Genomic DNA, 21,096 nt, shown 5'->3' on the forward strand with positions numbered 1-21,096 from the left:
AGCCCTAAAAGGCTGTCTTTTTTTGTTTGAAATAGAAAGGTACAGGAAAAATAGGAAAAGAAAGCAGAGGAGGGATAGAGATGAATGTTCCATTTTGGACGGAGGAGCATGTGAGGGCCTCGCTCCCTGAAAGAGATGCCGAGAGCCATAAAGGCACGTACGGTACGGCCTTGCTGCTGGCGGGAAGCGACGACATGCCGGGCGCGGCGCTTCTGGCGGGGCTCGGGGCGATGCGGAGCGGTCTCGGCAAGCTTGTCATCGGCACGTCTGAAAGCGTGATCCCGCTGATTGTTCCTGTTCTGCCTGAGGCGACCTATTGGCGTGACGGCTGGAAAAAAACGGAGGGGGATCAGCTTGAAGAGAAGTACCGGGCAATTGCCATCGGACCGGGGCTTCCGCAAACTGAAACCGTACAGCAGGCAGTCGATCATGCACTTGCGGCGGATTGCCCTGTTGTTTTGGATGCCGGAGCGCTGGCAAAGCGCACGTATTCGAAACGGCAGGCGCCCGTCATCCTTACGCCGCACCCGGGCGAGTTTTCCCGCATGACAGGAGTGCCAGTGAACGAGCTGCAAAACAAAAGAGCGGAGCATGCAAAGGAGTGGGCGGCTCGGCTGCAGACTGTCATTGTATTAAAAGGAAATCAAACCGTCATCGCGTTTCCTGATGGCGACTGCTGGCTCAACCCAACCGGAAACGGGGCGCTCGCCAAAGGCGGAACCGGTGACACGCTGACGGGCATGATATTGGGGATGCTCTGCTGCCATGAGGACTCAAAGCACGCCATATTAAACGCAGTCTATCTGCACGGCGCGTGCGCCGAGCTCTGGACGGACGAGCACTCCGCTCATACGCTGCTTGCTCACGAGCTTTCTGACATGCTGCCCCGCGTGTGGAAGCGATTTGAATGATAAAAAGCTGTCTTCATAGAGAAGACAGCTTTTCTTGATACCCCGCCCGTTTTTTTAAACGCGGTTTCATTAATACATAGTAAAGCACAGAAGGAACAGCCAAGCCGATAATCCATGCGATGTCTCCGCCGCCAAACATTTTGGCTAGCGGTCCGATGTAAAAGGTTGTATTGATAAACGGAATTTCCAACAAGATGGACAGAACGAACGCAATCGTGGTGATCCAATTGACCTTTCCATAAGGCCCGTTTACATCGAACATGGCTTTGACTTGATACTTTCCGTGGCGGACAAAGTAGTAATCGACTAAATTGATGGCCGTCCATGGAATTAAGAAATAACTGATGAAAAAGATAAAACTCAAAAACAGCTCCATAAAATTGCTTTGCCCCAGCAGGCTTAAGACTGTGCCGACAAGCGTGACACCCAGGATCATGGTGATTCTGACTTTGGGCGTGACTTTTAATTTCAGAAACGGCTCCAGCGTTGTTGTCGTGGACATGAAAGCTCCATACAGGTTAAAAACATTGATTGCCATTTGTCCAAATAACACAATGATCAGCATAATAAATGAGAAGGGGCCGAACAATTGGACAATCTGGCTTCCTGAGTTTGCCGTAAAGTCAGGCAGTGCAGTTGTCAGCAAAGCGCCGAGCAGCATCATCCAGATGGAGCTGACAGACGTACCTGCATAGCTGTACCAAAATGTTTTTGAAGCCGGTGTTTGTACTGGCAAATATCTTGAATAATCGGCAACATACGGCGCGTAGGCAAGCTGCCACGTCGCAACTGCGCTGACTGCCACCAAGAAAATGGGCAGATCAACTGCTCCGGGAATCCAGCTGCCTGCCGGAATAGGCAATTGAAAAATAAGAATCGTTGCAGCGAAAAACACAGCAAAAGAGGTCCAAGAAAGGATTTTTTGCATTTTGTGAATCAAATCATGACCGAAAATGGTGAGTAAAAAACATACGGCGCTTAAGCCTATAATGCTCCATGATCCCGGGATGGGAACAAAGCTGCTTAAGGTTCCGGCCGCCAAAATCGTGCTGCTTGCGAAGAAACCAAGGTAGATAAACATGACTAAGAAGAGGGGAAGAATCGCTCCAATTACGCCGAATTGGGCACGGCTTTGAATCATTTGCGGGATGCCAAGCTGAGGGCCTTGCGCGGAATGAGACGCCATAAATATGGCACCGATTAAGGTTCCGCAAATAATAGCGGCAACACTCCAAAACAAATTAAGTCCCATTGCAACGGGAATCGTGCCGGTCACTAACGTGGTGATATGCATATTAGCCCCGAACCATACGGGAAATAAATCTTTCGCTTTACCATGTCTTTCTTCATTCGGAATATATTCAATCGTTCGCCTTTCTACTTTCAATGCATCGTCCTCCATATTGGATGTTTTTTTGAAATCGACATAAAGTCATAGCTTAACAGACTATGAGGGGGTTTACAAATAAGGATATGCAGCCAAACGGCTGGGAAGCCTGATCTGTCAATGGCTGAAAAGAATTGTAAAAAAAGATGAACGCTTTTAAATCCGGTGTCGTCACATAAGGCAGAAAAACAAAAAAAGGGGGGATCGCGGCCATTGGATACACACGAAGAACAGCAGCTGATACAACAGGCGAAAGAGGGAGACGACGAAGCGTTTACAGCTCTTTTCCACTATCATTATTCTTTTTTATATAAATATTTGCTAAAACTTTCTCTTCATCCTGACCTCAGCGAGGAGCTCGTTCAGGAAACCTTTTTGAAAGGGTACATTCATTTAAGAAGCTTCCAAGGCCGTTCCAAATTCTCCACGTGGCTGATCTCCATTGCATCGCGGCTCTATCTCGATCATCAGAAAAAGAGAAAGAGAGAATGGAAACGGAATCAGGCGGTTACGGAGGAAGCAATCCGCAAGATCAAGTGGGATGTGTCGTCGAAAGGGGCAGAGTGGAGCGAAACGCTCGATCTGTTTTCAAAGCTGGACCCTAAACTGCGCACGCCAGTTTTATTAAGGCATTACTACGGTTATACCTACGCCGAAATCGGAGTGATGCTTCAAATCAAAGAAGGCACTGTAAAGTCAAGAGTTCATAAAGGGCTCCACCAAATCAGAAAGGAGTGGGACGATGAATAAAGAAAAGCGATCTCTTCATTTGAAATCAGAATTGCAGAAAATTGATGAAACAGCCAATCCCTCTATACCGAATCAAAAAGAACTGCTTTACCAGCTTTCACAAATGAAAGCTGAACGCAGAAGAAAACTGCTAAAAGAGATCATTTTATTTGTATTCTGCGCGCTGATGGTTGTGAGTGCGGCGATCCTGGCATTCACTCAAGCTCCTGCTGTGTTTATTGTACTTCAGGTTTGTGTGCTTGCTACCCTGCCGATTTTGATTGTGACCGAGAAAAAAAGACAGCTCGGGGAATGCGAGGTGGAGCGCCGATGACACAAACAGAAATTGTCATCACGGTTGCGGCTTGTCTCCTCGTAGTGGCGCAGGGAATCTTTTTATTTATTGATGCGAAAAAACGAAATCGCATGGCATGGGTTTGGGGGATTGTCGGATTGATTCAAGTACCGATGCCGCTGATTTGTTATTACTTATTTGTCATTAGGCCGGATCGGAAGAAAAGGGGGATCAAGCAATGAATATTTCTTGGGAAATGATTTTGCCGCTGATTGTATTACAGTTGGCTTTGGCGGTGTTTGCTCTCATCAGCTGCATAAAAGAAGAGCGGACAAACGGTCCAAAGTGGATGTGGGCTGCAATCATCGTATGTATCAATATTATCGGGCCGATTTTATTTTTCACCGTCGGCAGAAAGCAAAGGTGAGTGGCATGCTGTCTATTGAGTCATTATGCAAAACATATCGGCATCATGAAGCTGTAAAGAATGTCAGTTTTCACGTGAATGAAAATGAGTGTGTCGCACTATTAGGACCTAATGGAGCCGGCAAAACCACGACTCTGCAAATGCTGGCCGGACTGCTTTCGCCAACCTCCGGAAACATTAAGCTGTTAGGAGAAAAAAAGCTGGATCGGTGTTTGATTGGGTACCTCCCGCAGTATCCTGCTTTTTATTCGTGGATGACCGCAAATGAATTTTTAATATTTGCCGGGCGACTATCCGGTCTTCCAAAGAAAAAGTGCCAAGAGGAGATCGGTGAGATGCTGGAATTTGTCGGTTTGCACGAAGCGGCACACAAAAGGATCGGGGGCTATTCAGGAGGCATGAAACAAAGACTCGGTCTGGCACAGGCACTGCTCCATAAACCGAAGCTTTTGATATTGGATGAACCGGTGTCTGCACTTGATCCGACAGGACGGTTCGAGGTGCTGGACATGATGCGGGAGCTGAAGAAGCATATGGCCGTTCTGTTTTCAACACACGTTTTGCACGATGCAGAGCAGGTGTGTGATCGAGTGGTGATTATGAAAAACGGTGAGGTTTCATGGAAAGGTGAGCTGCAGGAGCTGAAAAAACAGCATCAAACGAACGTTTTTACCCTTACAGTGAAAGAGAAGCTGAAGGGCTGGCTTGAAGAGAAGCCTTACATCTCAGCTATTGTCTATAAGAATCAATCCCAAGCTGTTTTCGAGCTGCCTGATATACACGCTGGCCGATCCTTATTAAGTGATTGTATCCGGAAGGGATTGACCGTCACCCGTTTTGAACAGAAAACCGAGTCTCTCGAAGACGTCTACCTCAAGGTGGTGCACGCATGAAGGTGATGATGGCGCTATTGCAGAAGGAATGGCTGGAAGGGTGGAAAAGCGGCAAGCTGGTTTGGCTGCCGATTGCGATGATGATCGTCGGACTGACACAGCCGCTAACCATTTATTATATGCCGGACATCATCGAACATGGAGGAAATCTTCCTGATGGCATGAAAATCAGTTTTACGGTGCCCTCCGGGTCTGAAGTGATGGTCAGCACGCTTTCTCAATTCAACACGCTTGGCATGGCTCTAATCATCTTTAGCGTGATGGGCTGTGTAGCCAATGAAAGGAATCAAGGGGTAACGGCGCTGATCATGTCACGGCCTGTGACGGCAGCCCATTATATCGTGAGTAAATGGCTCACCCAAAGTGTGATCGGCATTCTGTCATTCGCAGCTGGATACGGGCTTGCTTATTATTACGTCCGGCTGCTGTTTGAGGACGCATCATTCAGCCGCTTTGCCGCAAGTCTTGGCCTTTACGCGCTTTGGGTGATATTTATTGTGACTGCCGGCCTTGCCGGAAGCACGATATTCCGGTCTCTCGGAGCAGCTGCGGCTTGCGGGATCGGGTTCACAGCAGCTGTTTCCTTTGCTGTTTCACTATTCCCAGATCATGCGAAGTGGCTTCCGGCCGAGCTTTGCAAGCAGGCGGAGCATATCTTTCTTCATGGAGAGCGGGCAGATTTTTTCGGATGGTCACTCACTTTCTCCATACTGTGCATCATGCTTCTAGCCATGTTTTCTGTGTGGCGCTTCCAGCGGTATGAAAGCTATTAATTGATCATGTTACGTTTTTGCGCGAGCATCACAAAAAAGGCGGCAAATGCCAGCGACCCGGCTCCATAAAAAACTCCCGCAAGCCCGAAAAGCTGTGCGATTTTCCCGGCAAGAAGGGGCCCGAGGAAGATGCCTAGCGCATAAAATGATTGATAAAACCCCATCACTGACATTTTTAAACGGACAGAACTGATTTCGACGACATGGCTTAGCAGCAGAGGAAAAACGAAGCCGAGCGCCAGCCCGATACAGGCGTGTGTGATGCAAACCGTGAACAATGTGGCTGAATAAGGAACATATAGCAAGCAGACCCCGGTGACAGCAAAGCTAATGAGCATCACGGAGTAGGCGATAGGGCTTGTAAAGCGCAGAAACACAAAGCTTAATGTGGCGGCTGCGTGGGGGAGGAAAAAGGCGCCCATCACCCAAAGCAGCTCCGTGTCGCCCATTCCGAGCTGATTAATGTAAAGCGGCGTAAAACCAAACACTGTCATAAATAATACGGCATGAGCCGTCATAGACAGGATGGTGAAAAGCTTCAGCTTTGGCAGCCGCAATGTGTCTTTGATGTATTGATTGACATGGATGGCGTCACGGTTCGCCGGAGGAGCAGACGGATCTTTAATAAAGCAGCAGATCACCAGACCTGCGGCAGAGGCTGCCAGCGCCATCCAAAAAGGAACCTGCCTCCCTAAATGGGCTGCGGCGAGTCCGCAGAACACAATGCTGACAAACTGAGGCATGACGGTAAAAAATTGCATGATGCCCATTGCTTTTGATGCATTGCCATTATTGAAATAATGTGCGTATAAAATGGTCGCCATCACCCACATAGAAGCAGTAATTCCCCCAAACAGCCGGGCGGCCAGCACGAAGAAGAATGAATCAAACACCAGAAATAGCAGGCTGCTTAGGACGGAAAAGCCGAACCCGGCAATTAACAATTGCTTGCGCAAAGAAAACAGGATATCTGACAGAAGGCCGAGCGGGAAGCGCAGAAGGATTTGCGTGACCCCGTAGCTGCCGAGAATGATGCCGATTGCGCCGTATGAAAAGTGCAGATCCTCCAAATACAGGCTGAATACAGGCACATAAATATAGCCTGAAAACCAGAAACAAAATACCATGCATAAAAAAACGGCGTGATCTAAAGCGCCGATTGTTTTTTTCTGAGGAATCAAGTCCTGCTGTAATTTCATTGTTCTCTCCACCCTTTCCTTCCAGTACAACACAATTATTGAAAGCGTTTCAATAGAAAAATAAAAAACAGGACTTCTAAAAAAGCCCTGTTCGCTGTTTTTAATACGGATCAGATGGATGGCTCTCCTGTTCAGCCTGCTTTGCAGCCTGTTCCGTTTCAGTTGTGCCGATCGGCCCGTTGCTGTTGTTTTCGGAAGCTTTTTTCAGCCCTTCCGCGACGCGTTTTCCATAGTCAGGATCAGCTTTTGTGAAATTCTCAATCATCTGATCCTGAATTTCTTTTCGGCACGTAGAAAGCGTATTCACTAAATTCGTAATCAATTCGTTCCGTTCAAATTCAGTAAATCTCCGGTACGTTTCTCCAGCCTGTCCGAAGTTGTTTGTTCTGTCAATTGCTTCACGCTTTACATCACCTTCGACATGCGGGGTATGGTCTTTTCCATCCTGCTTCGCTTCATTCAGCCCGCCCATAATGGATGGCTCATAGTTGACGTGCGGGTTTTGTCCTTCTGCTCTATCAACCCGATATTGCATTTGCCCGCCTTCTTGGTTGGTGGCGACATGCTTTTTCGGCGAGTTGATCGGGAGCTGCAGGTAATTTGCGCCTACACGGTAGCGCTGCGTATCAGAGTAGGCAAACGTCCGCCCTTGAAGCAGTTTGTCATCGGAAAAATCAAGACCGTCGACAAGCACCCCCGTTCCAAATGAAGCTTGCTCCACTTCCGCATGGTAGTTTTCCGGATTTTTGTTAAGCACCAATTTGCCGATCGGTTTCCATGGGAAATCGTCTTTATACCACAGTTTTGTCGGATCAAGAGGATCAAAGTCCAGTTCAGGATGTTCATCATCACTCATGATTTGGGCATACACTTCCCACTCCGGATAATCGCCATTTTCGATCGCGTCATATAAATCCTGTGTGGCATGGTTAAAGTTTTTCCCTTGGATCTCTTCTGCTTCCTTCTGTGTCAGGTTGCGGATACCCTGCTTCGGTTCGAAATGGTATTTCACGAGAACGGCCTTGCCCTCCTCATTTACCCATTTATAGGCATGTACCCCTGAACCCTGCATTTGCCGGTAGTTGGCCGGAATGCCCCAAGGCGAAAACAAGAAAGTGATCATATGCGTCGCTTCAGGAGACTGAGAAATGAAATCAAAAATACGTTGACCATCCTGTATGTTGGTCACTGGATCAGGCTGAAATGCGTGTACAAGATCCGGAAATTTCAGCGGGTCGCGGATAAAAAAGATTTTCAGGTTGTTCCCGACCAAATCCCAGTTTCCGTCTTCTGTATATAGCTTTACGGCAAAACCGCGCGGGTCTCTCAATGTTTCAGGTGAGTGTTTTCCATGATTCACAGTTGAAAAACGGACAAATGCCGGTGTTTTCTTGCCTTTTTCCTGAAAGAGCTTGGCCCGGGTGTATGTTGAAATCGGTTCGTCTCCGAAGCTTCCGTACGCTTCAAAATACCCGTGTGCACCTGCTCCCCTGGCATGAACAACGCGCTCTGGGATGCGTTCCCGGTCGAAGTGGCTGATTTTTTCGAGAAAATCATAGTTCTCAAGCGTTGTAGGCCCTCTGTTCCCGACGGTTCTCACATTTTGGTTGTCAGTAACAGGATGCCCCTGCCTATTCGTTAAGGTATCCTCTGACTCATTTTTCCCGGACGTCTTATGAGAAAGCGCATCCTCGCTGCCCTGGGCATTTGATCCGTGCTGCTTGTTATGATGATCATCTTTCAATGGGTTGACCCTCCTTTTTTGAACGGTAACAATATTCCCTGAATGGAAAGATTTTAAAACAGCCGTTTTTTTTCATCTGCTTCGGGAATGGTACAATGTACAAAAATCGGTAAAAGGAGAGGTCGATTCGTGACGAGAGAAAAAAATCCGCTGCCCATCACGTTTTATCAAAAAACCGCTCTTGAGCTTGCCCCGTCGCTTCTCGGCTGCCTTCTTGTAAAAGAAACAGACGAAGGCATAGCGTCAGGCTATATTGTGGAAACAGAGGCCTATATGGGGGCTGGGGACAGAGCGGCACACAGCTTTAACAACCGCCGGACGAAGCGGACTGAAATCATGTTTGCAGAAGCTGGGCGGGTGTATACATATGTGATGCACACCCATACATTGCTGAATGTCGTTGCCGCGGAAGAGAATATCCCGCAAGCGGTATTAATCAGGGCGATTGAGCCGCATGAAGGCCAGCTGTTAATGGAGGAGAGAAGACCGGGCAGGAGTCCTAGGGAATGGACAAACGGTCCCGGAAAGCTCACAAAAGCGCTTGGCGTCACGATGAATGACTATGGGCGCTGGATCACGGAAGAGCCGCTTTACATTGAAAAAGGGTACACACCGGAGCAGATTTCAACCGGTCCGCGCATCGGCATCGACAACAGCGGGGAGGCCCGCGATTATCCATGGCGTTTCTGGGTGACGGGAAACAGGTACGTGTCGCGTTAGCATGTTTAAGCAAGCGGCAATCAGGGGAATGGTTGAGAAAAAAGAAGGGAGAATTGAAGCTTTGAAAAAGATGATCAAAACCGTTATCAAATGGGCGCCGCTCATTTACCCGATTGTTCGAAAAATCATGAAGGATCGAAAGGCATCTAAACAAAAGAATATGTCAACATCCAGAACAGCCGGCTGACCCCGGCTGTTTTTTTATGGGTCAGTTTTCCTCTCGTCCTCCGGATGTTCATTGACTTGCCATTCTCTCCATTATAGAATTTATATACATTTCGCATCCCTTCATCATCCTTTCTGCCTATTCACTGAATCCCTGCATCTACTAGATAGGAGGTTTTTCTCATGCTTCATGGGCGACTTCGTGATATTCTGCGCTTGCTGATGGCGGCTGAAGCCCCGTTGACAAGCTCGTTTTTTGCCGCACAATTAAATGTAACGACGCGGACGGTCCGCAATGATATAAAGGAACTGCAAGGTGTACTAAGCGGCCACGGTGCCTTTGTACAATCGGTAAGAGGCTCCGGCTACAAGCTCAGCATTAATGATGAGCAGACTTTTAGGGTGCTGCTGCAAGATGTGTTTCAGCAAAAAAAGGGCCTGCCGGTATTGCCGGAGGAGAGAATGGCCTATCTGATGAAACGTTTGCTGCTGGCGGATCATTACCTCAAGCTCGATGAACTGGCTGAAGAACTATTCATCTCAAAATCTACACTCCAATCGGATATAAAGGAAGTAAAGAAACGTCTGCTGCCTTACCGCATCGTCATGGAAACACGTCCGAATTATGGCTTCAAGCTGCGCGGGGACGAGGTGCAGATGAGGTACTGTATGGCGGAGTACATCGTCGATGAAAGAGAAACGGAGATGGATGTTTTGAATGAAAAGGCTGATATCTTGCCAAAAGAAGAAATTGAGATCATCCGTTCCGCCATCCTGAAAAAAATGAGAAACGACCGCATTCCTCTGTCCAACTTGGGACTGAATAACCTCATTATCCATATCGCTATCGCCTGTAAACGGATCAGAACGGAAAACTATGTATCTCTTTTCCCTGAAGATATGGATCATATCCTGCATCAAAAAGAATACCAGGCTGCAGAAGCCATCGTAAAAGAACTGGAATCAGCGCTTGCCGTTACGTTTCCGAAAGACGAGACAGCGTACATCACCATGCATCTCCTTGGCACAAAACGAATGACACAACCACAATGCGGAGAGGACACATTTTCAATAGAAGAAGAAACCGATCAGCTGACATTTGCCATGATCAAAGCCGTTGATCGTGAACTGAAGCTCGGCATTCTGCATGACAAAGAGCTGAAAATCGGATTGGCCCTGCATGTGAAGCCGGCGATCAGCCGCAACCGATATGGCATGAATCTTCGAAATCCGATGCTGGCAGCGATCAAGGAACATTACCCGCTCGCTTTTGAAGCTGGGATCATTGCGGGGTTGGTGATAAAGGAACAAACAGGCATCGACATTCATGAAAACGAAATTGGATATTTGGCTCTCCACTTTGGCGCCGCGATTGAACGAAAAAAAACAGAAAGCCCGCCGAAACGCTGTATCATTGTATGCGCATCGGGTGCCGGAAGCGCCCAGCTTCTGCGCGAAAAACTCCGTTCCCATTTCGGCAATCGGCTCGATATTCTTGGAACGGCTGAGTATTACAGTCTTGACCAAATATCCTATGAATCCATTGATTTTGTCATCAGCACCATTCCGATGAAAAAAGAGCTCCCTGTACCCGTACTGAAGGTTAACACACTTTTAGGCGGAACTGATTTTACAAAAATAGAATCCATTCTAAGTGATGAAAAGGAAAAAGCAGACCGCTATCTAAGAAAGGAACTCGTTTTTTTTCAGGAGGATTTGCGCACAAAAGAAGAAGTGATTCAATTTTTAGGGCAGAAAGCGGTCGAATGCGGCTATGCAGATGAAGAAATCATAGATTCCATTTTTGAAAGAGAAGACATGTCGCCAACGTGCTTTGGCAATCTAGTTGCCATCCCGCACCCGCTCGTTCCGCAGACAAAAACTACGTTTTGGGCCGTTTGTACGCTCAAAAAACCGATCGATTGGGAGAATCAGCGTGTTCAATTTGTCTGTCTGCTTTGTGTCGAGAAGGAGAACACAACAGATTTGCAAAGCATGTATAAACTTCTGGGCAGCATTTTGGATGACCCGGCGGCGGTGAACCAGCTGATCAAATGCCGTTCGTATCAAGAGCTTTCGGATGTGTTTGACCAAAAAAAGCTAAGCTGACAGCCTGTATATACCTTTTTTCCGTTTCCTGCGGAAAAACCTTGAGTGTTTATGAAAGCGATTTCATAATATGATGATAGCAACAGCAGGATATAACAAGATTGATCAAACTCTAGGGGGTCTTTTACATGAATATATTACTCGTTTGTGCAGCAGGCATGTCTACTAGCTTACTGGTGAGCAAGATGGAAAAAAGTGCGCAGGAACAAGGAAAAGACTATACCATTTGGGCAGTTTCAGGCGATTCTGTACAAAATCATATCGATAAAGCGGATGTACTGCTTCTCGGGCCGCAAGTCCGTTATATGCTTCCGCAGCTCAAAAAATTAGGAGAGTCAAAGGGGGTTCCGGTAGACGTCATTAATACCGTCCATTATGGCACTTGCAACGGGGCAGAAGTGCTGAAATCGGCTGAACAGCTTGGAAATGTGTCATAGAAAGGGGCGGGCTATGTGAATAAAGTCAATCAGATCTTAGAAGAAAAGGTCATGCCTATAGCGGGAAGAATTGCAGGACAGCGTCATTTGCAGGCGCTGCGTGATGGTATCATCCTCACGATGCCGCTGATTATCATCGGCTCCTTTTTCCTTATCATCGGCAATCTCCCAATCCCGGGATACGCTGAGTTTATGGCAAAAACGTTTGGCAGCTCCTGGTCTGAAAAACTGGCCTACCCAGTTGACGCCACCTTTGAAATTATGGGGCTAGTCGCCGCGTTCGGCATCGCCTACCGGCTCGCCGAGAAATACGGCGTCGATGCTTTGTCGGCCGGAGCCATTTCCCTTGCGGCATTTTTATTAGCAACACCTTATCAAGTGCCGTTTACACCGGATGGAGCGACGAAAGAAATCATGGTCGGCGGCGGGATTCCGCTTTCGCTCATGGGAAGCAAAGGCCTGTTTGTCGCCATGATTATCGCGATGGTGTCCACTGAGATTTACCGCCTCATTATCCAGCGCAATTTAGTCTTCAAAATGCCGGACGGCGTTCCGCCGGCGGTAAGCAAGTCATTTGTCGCTTTAATTCCTGGCTTTGCCGTCATCTTTCTGATTTGGGCAGCCCGGCTGGCAGTTGAAGCGACACCGTTTGAAAGTCTTCATAATATTGTAAGCGTTTTACTGGGGACTCCGCTTTCCATTCTTGGAGGAAGTCTTGGAGGAAGCCTTGTCGCCGAAGCCGTCAAAATGCTTTTATGGGCCTGCGGACTTCACGGCGCCAATATTGTCGGCGGCGTCATGGCACCGATTTGGTACGGTGCAATGGATGCCAACCGAATTGCGTTCCAAGCAGGAGAGGAGCTTCCTAAGATTTTCACCCAGCAATTTTTCGATATCTGGGTCAATATCGGCGGAAGCGGCGCGACATTGGCATTGGTTGTCACAATGTTCCTGCGTGCCCGAAGCAAACAAATGAAACAGCTCGGAAAACTTGCGATCGGCCCGGCCATCTTCAATATTAACGAACCGATTATATTCGGAATGCCGATCGTCATGAACCCAATGCTCTTACTTCCGTTTATCATCACGCCGCTTGTCACAGTGACACTCACGTACATCGGAATGAGCACCGGCCTTGTCGCCAAACCGGCGGGTATCGCAGTGCCGTGGACCATGCCGCCGATCTTTTCAGGCTACTTGGCGACAGGAGGAAAAGTCTCAGGCGCGGTCATGCAAGCCATTAATATTGCCGTATCCTTTATTGTCTACTACCCATTCTTCAGAATGTGGGATAAGCAGAAGCTGAAAGAAGAAAACGATCTGGAGCTGGTCCAAACACCTGCTGCATCAGATGACAAGGAAGCGGCTCTGTAGAGAAAGGAAGTGAATCGCGTGAATGAGAAAATGGAACAAATCATTTTTCAAATTATCCTTCACGGAGGAAACGGAAGGAGCTCCGCAATGGAGGCCATTGCCGCAGCGAAAAGCGGCGACGCAGAAGAAGCGCGGAATAAGCTTCAAGACGCTGCTGAAGAATTGTCAAAAGCCCATCACTATCAGACAGAGCTGATCCAAAATGAAGCGGGCGGAGATAAAACGGAAATGACGCTTCTGATGGTTCATGCACAGGATCATTTAATGAATGCAATGACAGTGAAGGATATGGCTGCAGAGATCATTGAGTTATATGAAAAAATCACCGAGCAAAGGGGAGCAAGCATATGACAAAAGGATTGAAGATTGTAACGATTGGCGGAGGTTCAAGCTATACGCCCGAGCTAGTGGAAGGGTTCATTAAACGGTATGATGAGCTGCCTGTGCGTGAATTATGGCTCGTCGATATCCCTGAGGGCGAAGAAAAGCTGAATATTGTCGGCACCCTCGCCAAACGGATGGTTGAAAAAGCAGGCGTCCCGATCGACATTCATCTTACGCTCGATCGGAGAAAAGCGCTGAAAGACGCAGACTTTGTTACGACTCAATTCCGTGTCGGACTTTTGCAGGCAAGAGCAAAGGATGAGCGCATTCCACTAAAATACGGAGTAATTGGCCAGGAAACAAACGGTCCGGGAGGCCTGTTTAAAGGATTACGCACGATTCCGGTCATTCTTGAGATCGCAAAGGACATAGAAGAGCTCTGCCCGAACGCTTGGCTTGTTAACTTCACAAACCCTGCCGGCATGGTAACAGAAGCCTTGCTTCGCTACTCCAACCTGAAGAAAGTCGTCGGTCTTTGTAATGTTCCAATCGGCATTAAAATGGGCGTAGCCAAAGCGCTTGATGTAGATGTGGACCGCGTAGAAGTCCAATTCGCCGGACTGAATCATATGGTGTTCGGGCTGGATGTTTTCTTGGACGGCGTAAGTGTGAAAGAGCAAGTCATCGAGGCGATGGGTGACCCGAAAAACGCGATGACGATGAAAAATATCTCAGGCGCCGAATGGGAACCGGATTTCTTAAAAGCGCTCAATGTGATCCCTTGCGGCTATCACCGTTACTATTTCAAAACAAAAGAAATGCTGGAGCACGAACTAGAAGCATCACAAACGGAGGGCACCCGCGCTGAAGTCGTGCAGAAGGTCGAAAAAGAGCTGTTTGAGCTCTATAAAGATCCGAACCTTGCGATCAAACCGCCGCAGCTGGAAAAACGGGGCGGAGCTTACTACAGTGATGCAGCATGTAACCTAATCAGCTCCATTTACAATGATAAACATGACATTCAGCCGGTGAACACGATCAATAATGGTGCAATAGCGAGCATTCCAGACGATTCCGCAGTTGAAGTGAACTGTGTGATGACGAAAACAGGCCCTAAGCCAATTGCTGTCGGCGACTTGCCGGTGTCTGTCCGAGGCCTCGTCCAGCAAATCAAATCCTTTGAGCGTGTCGCGGCAGAAGCGGCAGTTACAGGTGACTATCAAACCGCCCTCCTTGCCATGACGATTAACCCGCTTGTCCCGTCCGATACTGTGGCCAAACAGATTTTAGACGACATGCTGGAGGCGCACAAAGCGTATCTGCCGCAGTTCTTCAACAAAATTGAAGCGTAAAAAAAGCCGGCCTGTAATGGGCCGGCTTTTTTCTTACTTGCTTTCAGTCAGTGCTGCAACTTCGGTCGTCCATCCGAATTCGTCTGTGACAGCGCCTTTTTGAATGCCTGTAATCGTGTCATATAATTTTTTTGCGATTTCCCCTGTTTCACCATTGTTAATTGACAGTGTTTCACCCTGCCAAATCAGCTCGCCGACTGGGGAAATAACGGCTGCTGTACCTGTTCCGAAGGCTTCTTCAAGGATGCCGTCTTTATGGGCTTGGATGACCTCATCGATCGCAATTTTTCGTTCTGAAACGGGAAAGCCCCAATGTTTAAGCAAGGTAATGACAGAATTGCGCGTAATGCCTTCCAGGATGCTTCCGTTCAGCATCGGTGTTACGATTTCACCATTGATTTTGAAGAAAATGTTCATGCTTCCGACTTCTTCGATGTATTTCTTTTCGATTCCGTCCAGCCAAAGCACTTGTGAAAATCCTTTCTCTTCGGCTACCTGCTGCGCTTTTAAGCTTGAAGCGTAGTTCCCAGCGGTTTTGGCATTTCCTGTTCCGCCTTTTACCGCACGGACAAATTCACTTTCAACAGCGATTTTGACAGGCTTAATGCCTTCTTTGTAATAAGAGCCGACCGGAGAAAGAATGATCAAGAGCTTATACGTGTGAGATGCCGCAACACCAAGAAAAGGCTCGGTTGCGATGATGAACGGACGGATATAAAGGGATGTGCCCTCCGCATTCGGAATCCAGTCTTTATCAATTGCGACAAGCTGCTTTAAGCCTTCAAGAACCTGTTCTTCATCAATTTGCGGGATGCAGAGGCGGTCGTTTGATTGATTCAGGCGTTCCATATTTTTTTCCGGTCTGAAAAGCAGGACATGGTCATCCTCTGACACGTAAGCCTTTAACCCTTCAAACACGGTTTGGCCGTAGTGATAGACCATCGCGGCCGGATCCATTGATAAGGATTGATAAGGAATGATTCTTGGATCGTACCAACCTTTATCTGCCGCATAGTCCATTACAAACATGTGGTCTGTAAACACTCTTCCGAACGAAAGCTGATTTGGGTCTGGTTTCGGTTTTTTTGTTGATGTCAATTCAACGCGAATCGTTTGTTTAGTCATGGTCAATCTCCCTGCTGTTAAATTGTTTATATTATCAAACTTATTTGAAAATAATTTATATTCTATTGTATACCTTCACCAAATATTCGCAATAGGTTTGCTCAAATTTGTAAGAAATTCATAAGAAAAAAGCAGGAGAAATTAATTCTCCTGCGAGTTCATTTGCTCGAATACCCTGTCATAATCGGCGCGAGTGGCATTTCGAAGACCTTCAACACGTTCATTTGTAATCTCCTGTTTGCCTTCCTTCAAGCCGTCCAAGAAATATTGAACATATTCTTCAGTTGAAATGCCCCGGTACGTCAGGCCTTGTTTATCGCGCGATTTTTGGTTTAAGCCCGTGTCCACCATATGAGGCGCCATTTCAATCACTTCCACGCTCGTGTCGCGGAGCTGGTGTCTGAGTGTAAGCGAGAACGAGTGAAGTGCCGCTTTTGTTGCACAGTACACCGGATAAACAGCTAACGGGTTAAACGCAAGCCCGGATGTAACCTGCACGATTGCCGCCTCGGGCTGCTTCATCAAATGAGGCGTAAAAAGAGCGGATAAATGGACAGGCGCTTGGAAATTAAGTTCAATTTCGTCTCCGTCCACAAAAAGCTCCTCTGTCCCTTTTTTAAAGTCAATTTCCTTTTGAATGCCGGCGTTGTTGACGAGAACATTCAGGGCCGGAAATTCCTTTAGCGCCCATTCAAACAATGCTTCCCGCTGCGAACGGTCTGCCACATCACATTGCTTTGTATGGATGTTTGGGAGCTGCTGCTTCGCTTCTGCAAGACGTGCTTCGCTGCGTCCGCAAATGATAACTTCATTGCCGAGCTCCAGCAGGCGCTTGGCCAGTTCAAGCCCGATGCCAGCAGAACCCCCTGTGATTAAAACCGTATTGCCTGTCATCTTCATGGATGTAACACCTCTTATTCAGTTGGCTGTGATTTCTTTACTATTTCAAATCTTAGCAGGAAATATACAGCCGCGTCCTATGAGATGCTCAGGATGAAGTGACTTTACCGGTTTTATAAAATTCGTCAATTGCTTTATCGACATACACCCAGCCTTTCCAGCCAATGTGGATGGTGTCTTTCATGAAATACGGATCATATTCATGCCCTGAGAAATCAGCAACCTGGAAGCCCTTGGCTCTGATTTGTTTATTTACCTTTTTGTAATAGTCAGTGCGTCCTTTTTTCGGGAAGCCTGTGTAATCGTACCATTTTCCGTTAACCGGAATAGTGACAAACATAGGTTCTGCGCCCGCATCCTTCAGGATATCCAGCATTATTTCAAAGTCGCCGTATTCCGGTGATACAGCATACGATCTTCCTTTGTTTTTCCCTTTCAGCTTTTGCACTTTTGGCTTCAGCTTTTTATAGACAGGGTTGTCGATACGAAAATCGTTAGACCCGGAGTGGCGTTTGCCCGATTGATCTGCTAGTTTATTCAGTTCAGACCATGACTTATCTTTTACTGACTGCGAGATATAACGCTTTGGTCCGGGTGATTCTGTCGTTGAATAATACAGATCTTTCTTTTCCAGCATGCTGTAATACACTTTCGCCGCCGGCTTCAGCGCGTTCACTTTCCACGTCTGGCCGTTTACGATTGCTTTGCACAGCTCGGAAAGAATCGCGTCGTTTTGCACAGCCTTAAAGCGCAGCATGCGTTTCATCATTTTCTTTTTTATTTCAGGATCGATCTGATCGTTAAACGCCAAATCAAGCCCTTGCAGCGCAGAATAGTTCGGCGCGAAATGCTGTTCATCAGACCCGCGTTTAATAAACCATTGCGGAGACACGATGAATACGATTTTTTTGCCTTTCAGCTGATCCATATGGGCAGCGAAGTTTAAAGAATGAATCAATGATTGGGACCCGCCTTTGCCGACAAGGTATGGCGTGAATCCCTCATTGTTTACCTGAAAATAATTAGATGGATGGAACTCGTCCAGCCGTGAAAGCTCAGAAGATCCGTAAATCGGAAGATATGTCGGATCTTTGAGCATCTGATCTTGTAAATATAGCCCTTGAAACATACTCGGATTCAAGGCTGTTGCTGACTCTTTCACACGCTTATCGGTGATGAAGCCTGTCAGCCATGAAGATGGAATTGCGATGGCGCCTGCGAATAGAATAAACGCCAAAATAATTGGACCGAAAAAACGCTTTTTCATTATTTCAACTCAGACAGCTGATTTACAATGTTGTTAGGGGTATTCCAAACGTCCCGGTCAAATTCAGTGATCGGCACTAAAATATCAAAACGGTTTTCAATCGCAAGCAGCAATTCTACTGTTCCAAAAGAATCAAGCAAACCTTCTTCAAAAATTTCAATATCAGGATTTTCCTTTACGATGTCATCCTGGCAAACCTCTGCTAAAACGTCTAATACCTCTTGTTTAAAATCCATAGCTTTCTAATCTCCTTTAATGGTGGTGATGAAATGGTTTTCCTGAGAAAATATAAAATCCGAAGCAAACGAAATGGAACGTGATCACAATAGCGAGAATGGTTGTCCAGCGGTTGGACGGCAGCCATTTATATTTCTTATTCCACTTCTCGAAAAAATTGTAACACGTCATCAGCACGGCGTGATAAAGGCCGTAGATGATATATTGCGGCGCAAGCCCGTGCCAAACCCCCATCAGCATAAACAGCAGGAAATACCCGATGTTTGAGACAGCCATGCGGTTTTTGATCCACTTTTTCTTCGTCATCCAAAATACAAATCTCATAAACACATAATCTCTGAACCAAAATGACAGAGACATATGCCAGCGATTCCAGAAATCTTTAATATTTTTACTGATAAACGGTTTATTAAAGTTTTCTGGAGATTTAATGCCCATAATGTAGCTGACCCCGACGGCAAACATCGTGTAGCCGGCGAAATCAAAGAATAAATACATGCTGTAGCCGTACATGTACAGCATGTTCCCAAGAATCTTATTGTGCGTGATTGCGTGAAGATTCATGATGAAGTACGTATTGATCGCGTAGCCGATAATAAATTTATACAGGAAACCGATGAAGATTTTATGGATCCCCGTATACAGCAGGTCGGCGTATTCTTCTTTCGTCCAAGCCTTTTGTTCATCCTTGACGAACCGGCGGTATCTGTCGATCGGACCGGAGGAGATCGTCGGGAAAAACAGGATGAAATACAGCAGGCGGTGCAATGGCAGCTGTTCTTTCAGCAGTCCGTCTCTTGCTTCCATAATCAGCTGAACGCCTTTAAAGGTTAAATATGAGATCCCTAAAAAGCTGATCAGGTTATGCGGCGGATGATGCGGCTGCGGGTGTGAAAGAAACGGCCATATTTTTGACAGAAATAAAGGCAGAATCGACGCGATAACAGCCCCGCAAAACACAAAGCCGCTGTTCGCTTTCTGCCGGTATGCCAGATAGCCGCTGACCAAGAGCACCTGCCATATTGTAAACAGGCACAGTGCAATGACCCCATGTAAGTCGTGCGAAAAAATTAAAGCCAATATAATGATAGATATGAACATGTTGTATGCTTGAAATCTTTTTCCGTTTAAGCCGAGGATGATCGTCGGCAGGAGAAGAATGCCAAGCAGTATAAAGAATAAAAACGAGCTGTAAGGCGTCATACAAGAACCTCTTCGCCAATGCGTTTTCGGTCAATTTTGCCGTTAGCCGTCATTTGAATGTGATCCTGATAGATAAATTTTCTCGGGATCATATATGCCGGAAGAGAAGCGGCAAGCTCTTTTTTAATAGCGCTTGTCAGCTGGAATTCCTTCTGGAAATCATGCTCCTCAGGCACAATAGCAGCGATCAGGTACTCAACTGTTCCGTTTGGCTGATAAGGAATCACGACAGCAGAGCGAACATACTGTGACTGTCTGACATGAAACTCGATTTCCTCCAGTTCCATTCGGTAGCCGTGAAGTTTAATCTGAAAATCCAAACGCCCTTGGCAGAAAATCTGACCGTCTTGAATAAAGCCGGCATCGCCAGTCCGGTATGCCCACTGGCCTTCATGAGAGAAAAACGCTTTGTCCGTCAGTTCCGGCTCACCAAGGTAGCCTCGGCTTACGCTCGGTCCTGCAATGACGATTTCCCCTTTTTCTCCATCAGGAAGCGGCTGTCCCTGTTCATCCATAATGAAAATGTTCATATCTGGTTTGGCGAAGCCCACTGGAAGCGATTCGCTGCGGCTGATCACGTCATCTGTAATTTCAACCGATGTGACAGCCACTGTCGCTTCAGTCGGGCCGTACGTATTAAAAACCTTTGCTTTCGGAAAACGCTCAAGCAGCGCTTTTGCCACAGAAACCGGAAGAACCTCTCCGCAAAACATAAATGTGTCCGCACCAGGCAGCAGGTCCTGTGAAAAACCCGGGTCCATCAAGCACATTTGCACAAAAGAAGGTGTTGATGTCCACACATTCAGCCCGGACTTCTTCAGCTCTTCAAATAAGATTTTCGGCTTATTCACAGCATCCTTTGTCACGCAATGTAAAGTCCCGCCTGATTGCAGGCACGGATATAGGTCCATGACAGATAAATCAAATGAGAATGGCGCTTGGTTTAAAAATGTTTTTCCGCCGTTGACTGGGAAGTCTGCACAAATCCAGTCTGTGAAGCTTTGAAGGTTAGAAGCGGAAATCTGCACGCCTTTCGGATTTCCTGTGCTTCCAGAAGTGTAAATGATATAAAACGTTTCGTGTTCTTTGACCCATTGATCTTCGGTGACAGAGCTGCCTTCGTTTTCCAGCAGTTCTTCCGCTGAAACGGCTTGAATCTGCTGGCTGACTGCATCAATTGGAAGTCCGGCTGCATGGATCAGCAACTCTGCTCCAGAGCTTTCGATAATTTTCGCAATCCGTTCAGCCGGAATGGACAGATCAACCGGAATATAAGGATGTCCCGCTTTGACGCTTCCCAAGAAGGAAACGATCATGTGCGGCTCCATATGGCCGTAAACAAGGATAGGAGATTTCTTTTCCCCAGAAATGCGTTTTTGGATCGCGGCAGCCGCGCGGTCAGACTGCTCCCATAACTCCTGATACGTGAGCGACTGGCCTTGAGAGCGGAAGGCATCGGTTTGCGGATAAGTTTCCGCATGTGTTTGAATAGCATGTAAAAGTTTCATAGTTATTCTCTCTCCAA

Annotated in this window: 23 protein-coding genes; 14 read left to right on the forward strand and 9 right to left on the reverse strand. The window is 47.0% G+C overall.

What is annotated here, in order from left to right:
* Positions 1-80: 80 nt before the first annotated feature.
* Positions 81-911, forward strand: a complete 831-nt coding sequence (locus ACQXR1_RS00095; RefSeq protein WP_071582443.1) for an NAD(P)H-hydrate dehydratase — start codon at positions 81-83, stop codon at positions 909-911.
* 13 nt (positions 912-924) lie between these two features.
* On the opposite strand, the gene ACQXR1_RS00100 is transcribed toward ACQXR1_RS00095, so the two are convergent.
* The gene (locus ACQXR1_RS00100) at positions 925-2,298 is read right to left on the reverse strand and encodes a cytosine permease (RefSeq protein WP_040081383.1); all 1,374 of its coding nucleotides are present in this window, start codon (positions 2,296-2,298) and stop codon (positions 925-927) included.
* A gap of 213 nt (positions 2,299-2,511) precedes the next feature.
* On the opposite strand from ACQXR1_RS00100, the gene sigY reads away from it, so the two are divergent.
* Genes sigY through ACQXR1_RS00130 form a run of 6 tightly spaced genes read left to right on the forward strand, consistent with a single transcriptional unit; the run spans position 2,512 to position 5,415 of the window.
* Positions 2,512-3,048 (forward strand): RNA polymerase sigma factor SigY, encoded by a 537-nt coding sequence (sigY, locus tag ACQXR1_RS00105; RefSeq protein ID WP_430771518.1) that lies wholly within the window; start codon positions 2,512-2,514, stop codon positions 3,046-3,048.
* Positions 3,041-3,361, forward strand: coding sequence for a YxlC family protein (locus ACQXR1_RS00110; protein WP_394715432.1), 321 nt, complete (start codon positions 3,041-3,043; stop codon positions 3,359-3,361). The genes sigY and ACQXR1_RS00110 overlap by 8 nt, the downstream gene beginning before the upstream one ends.
* The gene (gene yxlD, locus ACQXR1_RS00115) at positions 3,358-3,564 is read left to right on the forward strand and encodes a sigma Y negative regulator YxlD (RefSeq protein WP_014665906.1); all 207 of its coding nucleotides are present in this window, start codon (positions 3,358-3,360) and stop codon (positions 3,562-3,564) included. The genes ACQXR1_RS00110 and yxlD overlap by 4 nt, the downstream gene beginning before the upstream one ends.
* Entirely contained in the window at positions 3,561-3,749 is a 189-nt protein-coding gene (yxlE, locus tag ACQXR1_RS00120) for a sigma Y negative regulator YxlE (RefSeq protein ID WP_003227293.1), read from the forward strand. The genes yxlD and yxlE overlap by 4 nt, the downstream gene beginning before the upstream one ends.
* Before the next feature lie 5 nt (positions 3,750-3,754).
* Positions 3,755-4,642, forward strand: coding sequence for an ABC transporter ATP-binding protein (locus ACQXR1_RS00125; protein ID WP_151257781.1), 888 nt, complete (start codon positions 3,755-3,757; stop codon positions 4,640-4,642).
* The gene (locus ACQXR1_RS00130; RefSeq protein ID WP_430771519.1) at positions 4,639-5,415 is read left to right on the forward strand and encodes an ABC transporter permease; all 777 of its coding nucleotides are present in this window, start codon (positions 4,639-4,641) and stop codon (positions 5,413-5,415) included. The genes ACQXR1_RS00125 and ACQXR1_RS00130 overlap by 4 nt, the downstream gene beginning before the upstream one ends.
* On the opposite strand, the gene ACQXR1_RS00135 is transcribed toward ACQXR1_RS00130, so the two are convergent.
* Both ACQXR1_RS00135 and katX read right to left on the reverse strand, forming a co-directional pair.
* A complete protein-coding gene (locus ACQXR1_RS00135) occupies positions 5,412-6,614 on the reverse strand; it encodes an MFS transporter (protein ID WP_430771520.1) in 1,203 nt (400 codons plus the stop codon). The two genes, ACQXR1_RS00130 and ACQXR1_RS00135, sit on opposite strands and share 4 nt — an antisense overlap.
* Positions 6,615-6,714: 100 nt before the next feature.
* Positions 6,715-8,358 carry a catalase KatX gene (gene katX / locus ACQXR1_RS00140; RefSeq protein ID WP_430771521.1) on the reverse strand — a complete coding sequence of 548 codons (1,644 nt, stop codon included), beginning with the start codon at positions 8,356-8,358 and terminating at the stop codon, positions 6,715-6,717.
* A 129-nt stretch (positions 8,359-8,487) separates the two neighbouring features.
* Here katX and ACQXR1_RS00145 point away from each other — a divergent pair, with 129 nt between their 5' ends.
* From ACQXR1_RS00145 to licH, 7 genes are all read left to right on the forward strand, one after another.
* On the forward strand, positions 8,488-9,078 hold the full coding sequence (locus ACQXR1_RS00145) for a DNA-3-methyladenine glycosylase (RefSeq protein WP_430771522.1): 591 nt from the start codon (positions 8,488-8,490) through the stop codon (positions 9,076-9,078).
* A 28-nt stretch (positions 9,079-9,106) separates the two neighbouring features.
* Positions 9,107-9,265 (forward strand): hypothetical protein, encoded by a 159-nt coding sequence (locus tag ACQXR1_RS00150; RefSeq protein WP_052438130.1) that lies wholly within the window; start codon positions 9,107-9,109, stop codon positions 9,263-9,265.
* Between the two features lie 161 nt (positions 9,266-9,426).
* A complete protein-coding gene (licR, locus tag ACQXR1_RS00155; protein ID WP_430771524.1) occupies positions 9,427-11,352 on the forward strand; it encodes a transcriptional regulator LicR in 1,926 nt (641 codons plus the stop codon).
* A 128-nt stretch (positions 11,353-11,480) separates the two neighbouring features.
* Complete coding sequence (gene licB, locus ACQXR1_RS00160) at positions 11,481-11,789, forward strand: PTS lichenan transporter subunit IIB (RefSeq protein ID WP_069150575.1); 309 nt, start codon at positions 11,481-11,483, stop codon at positions 11,787-11,789.
* Between the two features lie 15 nt (positions 11,790-11,804).
* The gene (gene licC, locus ACQXR1_RS00165) at positions 11,805-13,163 is read left to right on the forward strand and encodes a PTS lichenan transporter subunit IIC (RefSeq protein WP_430771525.1); all 1,359 of its coding nucleotides are present in this window, start codon (positions 11,805-11,807) and stop codon (positions 13,161-13,163) included.
* Between the two features lie 18 nt (positions 13,164-13,181).
* Entirely contained in the window at positions 13,182-13,514 is a 333-nt protein-coding gene (gene licA, locus ACQXR1_RS00170) for a PTS lichenan transporter subunit IIA (RefSeq protein WP_306645663.1), read from the forward strand.
* Positions 13,511-14,839, forward strand: a complete 1,329-nt coding sequence (licH, locus tag ACQXR1_RS00175; RefSeq protein ID WP_040081400.1) for a 6-phospho-beta-glucosidase LicH — start codon at positions 13,511-13,513, stop codon at positions 14,837-14,839. The genes licA and licH overlap by 4 nt, the downstream gene beginning before the upstream one ends.
* Before the next feature lie 33 nt (positions 14,840-14,872).
* Here licH and ACQXR1_RS00180 read toward each other — a convergent pair whose 3' ends face one another.
* The 6 genes from ACQXR1_RS00180 to dltA form a co-directional block, all read right to left on the reverse strand.
* A complete protein-coding gene (locus tag ACQXR1_RS00180) occupies positions 14,873-15,964 on the reverse strand; it encodes a branched-chain amino acid aminotransferase (RefSeq protein ID WP_014665893.1) in 1,092 nt (363 codons plus the stop codon).
* A 141-nt stretch (positions 15,965-16,105) separates the two neighbouring features.
* Positions 16,106-16,864 carry an SDR family oxidoreductase gene (locus ACQXR1_RS00185; RefSeq protein ID WP_306289348.1) on the reverse strand — a complete coding sequence of 253 codons (759 nt, stop codon included), beginning with the start codon at positions 16,862-16,864 and terminating at the stop codon, positions 16,106-16,108.
* 88 nt (positions 16,865-16,952) lie between these two features.
* Complete coding sequence (gene dltD, locus ACQXR1_RS00190; RefSeq protein ID WP_069838438.1) at positions 16,953-18,131, reverse strand: D-alanyl-lipoteichoic acid biosynthesis protein DltD; 1,179 nt, start codon at positions 18,129-18,131, stop codon at positions 16,953-16,955.
* Entirely contained in the window at positions 18,131-18,367 is a 237-nt protein-coding gene (gene dltC / locus ACQXR1_RS00195; protein ID WP_003227325.1) for a D-alanine--poly(phosphoribitol) ligase subunit DltC, read from the reverse strand. Before dltC ends, dltD begins: the two co-directional genes overlap by 1 nt.
* Positions 18,368-18,383: 16 nt before the next feature.
* Positions 18,384-19,571, reverse strand: a complete 1,188-nt coding sequence (dltB, locus tag ACQXR1_RS00200) for a D-alanyl-lipoteichoic acid biosynthesis protein DltB (protein ID WP_306289349.1) — start codon at positions 19,569-19,571, stop codon at positions 18,384-18,386.
* Positions 19,568-21,079: a D-alanine--poly(phosphoribitol) ligase subunit DltA gene (gene dltA / locus ACQXR1_RS00205; protein WP_306289350.1), complete on the reverse strand. Its 1,512-nt coding sequence runs from the start codon at positions 21,077-21,079 to the stop codon at positions 19,568-19,570. Before dltA ends, dltB begins: the two co-directional genes overlap by 4 nt.
* Positions 21,080-21,096: the final 17 nt, after the last annotated feature.

It is taken from the genome of Bacillus sp. ATD (assembly GCF_050585765.1).
Classification (GTDB): Bacteria; Bacillota; Bacilli; order Bacillales; family Bacillaceae; genus Bacillus; species Bacillus stercoris.

Excerpts from the sequence above, each read along its gene's own strand:
- ACQXR1_RS00095 (WP_071582443.1), top strand. The coding sequence starts at position 81 with ATGAATGTTCCATTTTGGACGGAGGAGCATGTGAGGGCCTCGCTCCCT.
- ACQXR1_RS00110 (WP_394715432.1), top strand. The coding sequence starts at position 3,041 with ATGAATAAAGAAAAGCGATCTCTTCATTTGAAATCAGAATTGCAGAAA.
- yxlD (WP_014665906.1), top strand. The coding sequence starts at position 3,358 with ATGACACAAACAGAAATTGTCATCACGGTTGCGGCTTGTCTCCTCGTA.
- yxlE (WP_003227293.1), top strand. The coding sequence starts at position 3,561 with ATGAATATTTCTTGGGAAATGATTTTGCCGCTGATTGTATTACAGTTG.
- ACQXR1_RS00125 (WP_151257781.1), top strand. The coding sequence starts at position 3,755 with ATGCTGTCTATTGAGTCATTATGCAAAACATATCGGCATCATGAAGCT.
- ACQXR1_RS00130 (WP_430771519.1), top strand. The coding sequence starts at position 4,639 with ATGAAGGTGATGATGGCGCTATTGCAGAAGGAATGGCTGGAAGGGTGG.
- ACQXR1_RS00135 (WP_430771520.1), bottom strand. The coding sequence starts at position 6,614 with ATGAAATTACAGCAGGACTTGATTCCTCAGAAAAAAACAATCGGCGCT.
- ACQXR1_RS00150 (WP_052438130.1), top strand. The coding sequence starts at position 9,107 with ATGGTTGAGAAAAAAGAAGGGAGAATTGAAGCTTTGAAAAAGATGATC.
- licR (WP_430771524.1), top strand. The coding sequence starts at position 9,427 with ATGCTTCATGGGCGACTTCGTGATATTCTGCGCTTGCTGATGGCGGCT.
- licB (WP_069150575.1), top strand. The coding sequence starts at position 11,481 with ATGAATATATTACTCGTTTGTGCAGCAGGCATGTCTACTAGCTTACTG.
- licH (WP_040081400.1), top strand. The coding sequence starts at position 13,511 with ATGACAAAAGGATTGAAGATTGTAACGATTGGCGGAGGTTCAAGCTAT.
- ACQXR1_RS00180 (WP_014665893.1), bottom strand. The coding sequence starts at position 15,964 with ATGACTAAACAAACGATTCGCGTTGAATTGACATCAACAAAAAAACCG.
- ACQXR1_RS00185 (WP_306289348.1), bottom strand. The coding sequence starts at position 16,864 with ATGAAGATGACAGGCAATACGGTTTTAATCACAGGGGGTTCTGCTGGC.
- dltD (WP_069838438.1), bottom strand. The coding sequence starts at position 18,131 with ATGAAAAAGCGTTTTTTCGGTCCAATTATTTTGGCGTTTATTCTATTC.
- dltC (WP_003227325.1), bottom strand. The coding sequence starts at position 18,367 with ATGGATTTTAAACAAGAGGTATTAGACGTTTTAGCAGAGGTTTGCCAG.
- dltB (WP_306289349.1), bottom strand. The coding sequence starts at position 19,571 with ATGACGCCTTACAGCTCGTTTTTATTCTTTATACTGCTTGGCATTCTT.
- dltA (WP_306289350.1), bottom strand. The coding sequence starts at position 21,079 with ATGAAACTTTTACATGCTATTCAAACACATGCGGAAACTTATCCGCAA.